8 protein-coding genes and 1 tRNA gene are annotated in these 7,686 nt (G+C 71.3%); 7 read left to right on the top strand and 2 right to left on the bottom strand.

Annotation, left to right across the window (positions count from 1 at the left end):
* Positions 1–47 precede the first annotated feature (47 nt).
* The 4 genes from ACIQNG_RS36235 to ACIQNG_RS36220 all read left to right on the top strand — a co-directional run bounded on the left by ACIQNG_RS36235 (position 48) and on the right by ACIQNG_RS36220 (position 1,980).
* Complete coding sequence (locus tag ACIQNG_RS36235; RefSeq protein WP_401491114.1) at positions 48–230, top strand: hypothetical protein; 183 nt, start codon at positions 48–50, stop codon at positions 228–230.
* Positions 227–538 (top strand): hypothetical protein, encoded by a 312-nt coding sequence (locus tag ACIQNG_RS36230; protein WP_401491113.1) that lies wholly within the window; start codon positions 227–229, stop codon positions 536–538. Before ACIQNG_RS36235 ends, ACIQNG_RS36230 begins: the two co-directional genes overlap by 4 nt.
* Positions 539–643: 105 nt before the next feature.
* On the top strand, positions 644–1,039 hold the full coding sequence (locus tag ACIQNG_RS36225) for a hypothetical protein (protein ID WP_401428060.1): 396 nt from the start codon (positions 644–646) through the stop codon (positions 1,037–1,039).
* A 743-nt stretch (positions 1,040–1,782) separates the two neighbouring features.
* Positions 1,783–1,980 carry a hypothetical protein gene (locus ACIQNG_RS36220; protein WP_401491111.1) on the top strand — a complete coding sequence of 66 codons (198 nt, stop codon included), beginning with the start codon at positions 1,783–1,785 and terminating at the stop codon, positions 1,978–1,980.
* A gap of 287 nt (positions 1,981–2,267) precedes the next feature.
* On the opposite strand, the gene ACIQNG_RS36215 is transcribed toward ACIQNG_RS36220, so the two are convergent.
* A tRNA-Thr gene (locus ACIQNG_RS36215) sits at positions 2,268–2,341 on the bottom strand.
* Positions 2,342–2,605: 264 nt separating this feature from the next.
* On the opposite strand from ACIQNG_RS36215, the gene ACIQNG_RS36210 reads away from it, so the two are divergent.
* The 3 genes from ACIQNG_RS36210 to ACIQNG_RS36200 all read left to right on the top strand — a co-directional run bounded on the left by ACIQNG_RS36210 (position 2,606) and on the right by ACIQNG_RS36200 (position 5,385).
* Positions 2,606–3,694 carry an ABC transporter ATP-binding protein gene (locus ACIQNG_RS36210; protein WP_401428041.1) on the top strand — a complete coding sequence of 363 codons (1,089 nt, stop codon included), beginning with the start codon at positions 2,606–2,608 and terminating at the stop codon, positions 3,692–3,694.
* 296 nt (positions 3,695–3,990) lie between these two features.
* Positions 3,991–4,443 carry a hypothetical protein gene (locus tag ACIQNG_RS36205; protein ID WP_401428685.1) on the top strand — a complete coding sequence of 151 codons (453 nt, stop codon included), beginning with the start codon at positions 3,991–3,993 and terminating at the stop codon, positions 4,441–4,443.
* A gap of 204 nt (positions 4,444–4,647) precedes the next feature.
* Positions 4,648–5,385, top strand: a complete 738-nt coding sequence (locus ACIQNG_RS36200; RefSeq protein ID WP_401428039.1) for an NDP-sugar synthase — start codon at positions 4,648–4,650, stop codon at positions 5,383–5,385.
* A gap of 178 nt (positions 5,386–5,563) precedes the next feature.
* On the opposite strand, the gene ACIQNG_RS36195 is transcribed toward ACIQNG_RS36200, so the two are convergent.
* On the bottom strand, positions 5,564–7,390 hold the full coding sequence (locus ACIQNG_RS36195) for a DoxX family membrane protein (RefSeq protein WP_401491108.1): 1,827 nt from the start codon (positions 7,388–7,390) through the stop codon (positions 5,564–5,566).
* Positions 7,391–7,686: the final 296 nt, after the last annotated feature.

Below are 7,686 nucleotides of genomic sequence, written 5' to 3'. Positions count from 1 at the left end.
CGGCCTCTCGTGGCGCGGCCTGTCGTGGCGTGGGCGGGAGGTGTGACATGCCGACGGCACCTGAAGCGCACGAGCGGCGGATATGCGGGGCGGGCGCGGTCATGCCGGTGGACCTGGCGGCGCTGATGCCCGCCCACACCGAGGACGACAGCGACCCGGGCGACTCGGCCCCGTACGCGCTGCGCTGCCCGCTGGAGGCGCACGGCGGGCACGACCCGCGCCGCCGATGAACCCCGCCGAATTCCTCCCCGTCCCCCGCACCACAGAGCTGACCACCGAGCAACTCACCGGGCAGCACTGCGTGTGGTGCGACGGACCGGCCGCCCTGGGCCTGGGGCCCCGGACCAGCCTCATCGACGGTCGCAAACAGTCGTGGCGTCCGCGAGGGTGCCAGCCCTGCACCACACACGAGGCGACCCGGGTGCACCACATCCACAAGAGCGTCTGCCCCCGCTGCACCAGCCGCCGCTACTGCCCCGACGGCCACGCCCTCCACACCCTCGCAGCCCTGGCACCGAACGGGTCCGTAGTCCCCTGAATCCGCCGCCGTCTCCGCCAGGGCGGGCAGTACCGCGCGGCCCGGCATGTCGACAGCGGGCCGCTCCTAGACTGACGCGGTCCGCCCCGAGAGGAATTGATGCCCATGCGCCCCCGCCGATTCGCCGCCTTCGCGCTCGACGTACTGAAGAACACGCCCGGAGTGACCCAGGTCCAGGCACTGGAGGACGCGAACACCCCCAACGGGATCGCTGTCACCGCCAACGGCACGGAGACCCGGTGGGGGATCGTCGGCCAGTTGGCCGAGGGCGAGCGGCACGAACACGAGGAGCAGCCCGTCCAGGGCGCCCCGGCCGCCTGGACCGAACCGACGCCGGGCGACTCAGCAGAGGGGTGGCTGGCCGCAGCGATCGGCCGCGCGGAGTCTCCCGAGATCGCGCGCATCGAGCGCTGGTCCACCCGCGAAGGGGCACGGCCGGACTTCCAGGGCATCACCGTCTTCTTCCACAACACCGCCCGCGCCTTCGTGCGGAAGCTCTAGACCCCCTCGGCCGAACCCCAGCCGGTCCGCACCGGGGAGTTGCACAGCACGTCCAGTCCAGCACCACCACGCCACGTGAGGAGCTTGATATGGGATGCATGCACCACCCCGGCAGCCGGTTCGATCCCGGCCTGCGCGCGGGATCGTGTCCGGTCTGCGGCGCCGGCGTCGCGCTCGGTCGGGTCAGCCCACGGCCCATCACCAGAGGGCCGGTACCGGGAGACGTGCCCGGGGAGCGGGCAACCCGCCCGGTGACCTGACCTTCATGCTCGACCGCAGCCCCACCTTGCAGGCAAGGTGTAGCCAGGGTGGGAAGGCGGGGAACGAGAGAGGCCCCGGACCCTCCCTGACCTGGGAGTTCCGGGGCCTCGCCCCCTGCTGCGAGCGGAGCCCCCTGTCGGATTTCGAACCAACGACCTTCGCTTTACAAGTGGGGGTGAGGTCCTGCCAGGCGGCGCCTCAACTGGCCGCCTTGCGTCCTATGCATGCTGTTGCCTGCCCGGCTACGCGTACCCGCATCATGCGCTTGAAAGACCCTGACGGGACATCACCCCTTCACAACGCCCTCGGCAAGAATGGAGCAGGCAGCGGAAGGGGAGTCCGATGGTAATCACACAGAGGGGCGAATTACCCTACACGCCCGCAAGGTCGGAGTTTGGCAAAGTGGGTAAAATCCTCACCCCCCACCAACAAGAGCGCAGGTCGACTCCTGTGGTCCCCGGGCATGCAGGGGTGCTCCCGGGTTGGAGTTGATCAGCTCGCCGGGTGCCGTGTGGTCCCCGCGTGTCCAGCTGGACAAGGACCGCGAGGAGTGGGACGGCGCCTGGGCCGGGACCGGCCGCATCTGCGCCAAGGAGAACGGGGAACCGCGGCACCCGTCCGGCGTCAGACTTCGCTTCATCAAGGCACACGCCTCCATGACCTCCGTCACGGCGCCGTGACCTCGTCCACGCGGCCGGGGCCGACCCCAAGGCCGTTCAGGAAAGGCTCGGCCACTCCTCCATCGCGATCACGGCGGACACGTACCCGAGCCTCCTCCCTGACGCCGGAAGCCAGCCGGAAGCCTCCGAGCCCGTGCCGCACCGTGGTGATCCGTTGGGGGATGTTCAGGGGATCACCCCCCGCCCGCTCACCCACCGCGCACGCAAACGGCCCCGGACGACAGGTCCGAGGCCGAATCGAGCGCCACGCCTAAGAAAGAAACACCAGGTCAGCGAGGTGCGAGCAGAGCCCCCTGTCGGATTCGAACCGACGACCTTCGCTTTACAAGAGCGGCGCTCTGACCAGCTGAGCTAAGGAGGCGCTCACGGCGCACAGGGTCGTGCACGCGCGTGCCCGTGCAGTGTACCCAGGTCCCGGCCGCACCCCGTCGAAAATTTCCGCGAAGTTCACAGGCGATGGACTACTGACAGAACGGGTGAACGGAAGGTACCGTCCAGATCCAGTCCACGCCACGTGGACTGGACCACCTGCAACAGCAGGTACAGCGCGTACAGCACCTCTGTACTCCGCCTTCCACAACGGATCGTCCGGCACGTTCCTGCCGGTAGAAGGGGTTTCACAGCCATGGCCAGTGTCACGTACGACAAGGCGACCCGGATCTACCCGGGCTCCACCAAGCCCGCCGTCGACGCGCTCGACATCTCGATCGAGGACGGCGAGTTCCTCGTCCTGGTCGGCCCGTCGGGTTGCGGCAAGTCCACCTCGCTCCGGATGCTCGCGGGGCTTGAGGACGTCAACGGCGGCACCATCCACATCGGTGACCGCGACGTCACCCACCTGCCGCCGAAGGACCGGGACATCGCCATGGTGTTCCAGAACTACGCGCTGTACCCGCACATGAGCGTCGCCGACAACATGGGCTTCGCCCTGAAGATCGCCGGCATCAACAAGGCCGAGATCCGGCAGAAGGTCGAAGAGGCCGCGAAGATCCTCGACCTCACCGAGTACCTCGACCGCAAGCCGAAGGCCCTCTCCGGCGGTCAGCGCCAGCGTGTCGCCATGGGCCGCGCGATCGTCCGCGAGCCCCAGGTGTTCCTCATGGACGAGCCGCTGTCCAACCTGGACGCCAAGCTCCGGGTCTCGACCCGTACGCAGATCGCCTCCCTCCAGCGCCGCCTCGGCATCACCACGGTCTACGTCACCCACGACCAGGTCGAGGCCCTGACGATGGGCGACCGTGTCGCCGTCCTCAAGGACGGTCTGCTCCAGCAGGTCGACTCGCCGCGCAACATGTACGACCGCCCCGCCAACCTCTTCGTCGCCGGCTTCATCGGCTCCCCGGCCATGAACCTGGTCGAGGTCCCGATCACCGACGGCGGTGTGAAGTTCGGCAACAGCGTGGTCCCGGTCGACCGTGACGCGCTGGCCGCCGCCACCGACAAGACCGTCACCGTCGGCATCCGCCCCGAGCACTTCGACGTGGCCGGCGCCGAGTCCGACCAGGGTCTCGCGATCACCGTCAACGTGGTGGAGGAACTCGGCGCCGACGCCTACGTCTACGGCACCGCCACGCTCGACAACACTTCGAAGGACATCGTGGTCCGCGTCAACGGCCGCGAGGTCCCGGAGAAGGGCAGCCAGCTGCACGTCGTGCCGCGCTCCGGCGAGACCCACGTCTTCTCCACCTCCTCGGGCGCCCGCCTCTCCGACTGAGCGGTCCCCGGCCACACCCCCTGAGCAGCACCTCCCGGCAGCACCGCTCAGCGGACCGTCCCAGCAGCACACCGCCGCGGCCCAGCGCGGCCGATCGACGGAAACGACCCCGCAAACCGCCTGCGGGGTCGTTTCCGTTCGCGTCGCACGTTGACAAATAATCCGGCACACCAGACATTTCGAGCGGTGTACGTCAACCCCGTACCCACAATCGGGCACCACTTCATCCCCCGAATCGGTGACTAAATGTCGCCAAATCATCACCGGGCGCTACCCTCACTCGCGTGAAGCACACCGTGAAGCACTCCTCCACAGAAGCGACGCGAAGCGGCCGGGGTCCCGCCCGCCGGATCGGCCGCTCCCTCGCCCTCGTCCTGCCCGTCGTCCTGGTGCTCTCCGGGACCCTCGCGGTCACCCGCGTCAGTTGGTCGGGCAGCCCCGACAACTCGGTGCTCACCGCCGCCGACACCGCCGTGTCCGACGCCAAGCCGGCCGCCCCCCGCGCCCCCCACGAGGTGCTGCGCGACAAGCTGCTCGCCGAGTTGCAGGACAAGGACCCCGGCATCGCGCTGACCCACCTCCAACTCGCGGTCGACAGCCGTCCGTCGCTGGCCCGGCACTGCGCCTCCATCGCCCGCGCCCTCGGCCGCGCCGCGGTCCAGATCTACGGCCCGACCCGCGCCCAGTCCTTCGCCCGCCCGGTCTGCGACACCTCCTACGCCACCGGCGTGGTCGCCGCCCACGGCTGAGACGTACGGCGCCGTGACGGACGGGGGACGGACCCGAGGCCCGCCCCGCTCCACCACCACCTCGACACGGCCTCCCACGCCTCCGTGACGGCGCCCGGACCCGCCCCTCAGCCTCCCCCAGCCCCCAAGGGCCCCCGTACCGCCCCTCCCGCGCCCCAGGCGCCTCTCAGCGGCCCCGCGCCGCCCGCGACGTACAGTGCCGGCATGACTGATCCGAACGCCGCCTCCCGGCCCGTCCAGGCCGTCGTCCTCGCCGGTGGCCAGGGGACCCGGCTGCGCCCGTACACCGACGACCGGCCCAAGCCGATGGTCGAGATCCCCGGCACGGGGACGCCGATCATCGGTCATCAGCTCGCCTGGCTCGCCGAGGAGGGCGTCACGGACGTGGTGGTCAGCTGCGGCCACCTCGCCGAGGTGCTGCAGACCTGGCTGGAGTCGGCCGCCGCCGATCTGCCCCTGCGGGTCACCACCGCCGTGGAGACCGAGCCGCTCGGCCGCGGCGGCGGACTGAAGTACGCGGCCTCCTTCCTCCCTCACCCCGACCGGCCCTGGTACGCCACCAACGGCGACATCTGGACCCGTTTCTCCCTGCGGGACATGGCCGACTTCCACGCCGAGCGCGACGCGGTCGCCACCCTCGCGCTCGCCCGTCCGCGGATCCCCTGGGGGGCCGTGCAGACCGACGGCTTCGGTCACATCACCGACTTCATCGAGGCCCCGCCCACGACCTACGAGGTCAACGCGGGCGTCTACGTCTTCTCCCCCGGGTTCACCGCGATGCTCCCCCAGCGGGGCGACCACGAACGGACGACGTTTCCCCATCTCGCCCGCGAACGGCGGCTGGCCGGATTCCCCATTCCCCAGGGCGCGTACTGGCGGGCGATCGACACGGCGAAGGATCTGACCGAGGCGGCGAAGGAACTGGCCGCGCTGGGGAGGTAGGGCGGGGCTGGGGGCTGCGAGCAGCCCTGCCAGGAAGTTCCCGTAAGGGGTTGTGAGGGGTTGTAAAGGGTTGCGTACGACACAGCCCCGTGGCTCCCTCTGCGGGAGGCACGGGGCTGTTGTTGCCGTGTTGGTCAGCCGGGGGGTCGGCCGTCGATGACGGCGCCCACCGGCCCCGCTACCCCAACAGGCCGCCCACCAGCCCGGGCTCACCGGACGAGGAGGAGCCACCGGAGCCGCCGGTACCGCCCGAGCCACCGGTGCCGCCCGAGCCCGCAGGGGCGCCGCCGGAGCCGGTGTCAGGGGCGCCCGCGGGGCCGCCGGAGGCGGGGCCGGAGGTGCTGGGGGCCTGCTGCTGTTCCTGCGTGGGCTGCTGCGGCGGGGCCTGACCGTCGCCCGTCGTGCCCTGCGTCTGGCTCGGCGCACCGCCGTCCACGGCGCCGGTGTCCTGGGTGGCGCCCGGCGTGGTGGTGGTACCCGCGGTCGGCGCCGCCGAGGTGGCGCCCTGCGTGGGGGCACCGGAGTCCGCCGACGGCGTACCGCTCTCCTTGCGCTCGGCGGACCGCTCCGGCAGCGGGGAGCCCGGCAGTTCGTTGCGCGGCGCCTCGCCCGGACCCGGCACGACCACCCGGTCCGAGTCCCGGACCGCCCCGCCGAGCAGCGAGCCGATCAGCAGGGTGAGCCCGATGACGATGGCGGAGACGAGCGCGCCCCGGCGCAGGACGTAGCGGCGCAGGTCCCACAGGTCGGCACGGGGACCGAGGCGGCGCCAGGCGCTGCCCGCGAGCCGGCCGTCCACGGAGTAGACGGGGGCGCCCGCGATGATCAGCGGCGACCAGGCGGCGAGGTAGATGATGTCCGGCGCGTCGTAGACGGGGACGCTCTTCCAGCTCACCGTGACGAGCAGCGCGGCGGAGAGCAGCGCCCCGCCCACCGCGGCGACCCGCTGCCAGCAGCCCAGCACCGTGAGCACACCCACGATGACCTGGAGGAAGGCGATCACCAGGCCGGAGCCGACGGGGTGTTCGAGGGCGAACTGGCGCAGCGGCTCGGCGACCTCCCACGGATGCAGGGTGTTGAGCCACTTCACCATCGAGCCACGCGCGCCGCCGTCGAAGTAGACGGGGTCGCAGAGCTTGCCCATACCGGCGTAGATGGAGATGAAGCCGAGGAAGATACGCAGCGGGAGCAGGACGACGCCGAGGTTCATCCGGCGGCCGGGGTAGTAGGCGTGGCGCGCGGGGTCGTCGCCGTGGCGCCGGGCGCGGCCGTCGGGCCGGAACTCCGGGTCGCCGTCGTCGTAGTCGTTGCCGTCGTAGTCGTAGTCGTTGTCGTTGCCGTCGTACCGCTCGTACCCCTCGTCGTCGAACCGGTCGCCGCCGTGGGCGAGTTCGTCGTAGGGGGACTCGTCGTCGGCGCTGCCCACCGTGCGCATGTGCGGCAGCAGGCGGGTGCCCTCGCCGTGCGGGGTGCGCTGGGCGCCGACGAGGGGGGTCTCGACGGTCTGGACGAGTTCGTCCTCGTAGTCGTCGTACCCGGCGGGGGATGAGCCGACGCGGGGGATGACCTGGGTCGCGCCCGCGTCGGAGGGCTCTTCGGGGTGGCGGACGCCCGCGCTGCGCACGGCCTGGAGGAGGCGGTGGGCGCCGGTGTCGTCGGGGGCCGAACGGCCGCTCCAGACGACGGGGCGGCGCCGGGCGGCGGCGCCGGGCCCTTCGGCTCTGCCCGCGGCCGTACCGGCGGGGACTCGGGCCGTGGCCTGACCGGCGGGCGGATGCCCGGCGACGCGCGCCGACTGGGCCCGCCCCGAGGAAGCGCCCAGCTGCACGCGGAAGCTGGCGTGAGCGACGATGACCTGCGCCGGATCGCTCGGCACCTTCACCATGCTCAGCGCGGGAGCTTCGTCGAGCCCGGAACCGAAGCCGGAACCGGAACCGAATCCGGAGCTGAACCCCGACGAGCGGCCCCCGTTGGGTGTGCGGGGTGTTCTGGTGTCCACACTCATCTAACCGAGTGATGTGTGCTTAGGACACTGCTTTGACCCGCCGGATCTGTCCGGACCCCGTCAAGCTTGTCGGGGACGTCGGATTTAACCCATCCGGGTGAACCAACGCACGAGCGTCCAGATCAACGCACGAGCGTCCAGACCGACGGCGCCCAGCGGCACCCGTCCATCAGCGCCCCCGGCCCGCCCCCACCACCTTCGGCCCAACGCCGTCAGCCCGTCGCCCCACCAGCCGGGCCCGGCACCGCGAGATCCGCCGCCACGCGCACCGACGCAAGCGGCCCGCAGCCGTGCCA

Origin of the sequence: Streptomyces sp. NPDC091377 (assembly GCF_044757045.1) — a bacterium.
Taxonomy (GTDB): domain Bacteria; phylum Actinomycetota; class Actinomycetes; order Streptomycetales; family Streptomycetaceae; genus Streptomyces.
The sequence above is the reverse complement of the archived record's forward strand: the minus strand, read 5'-3'. Positions and strand labels throughout refer to the sequence as shown.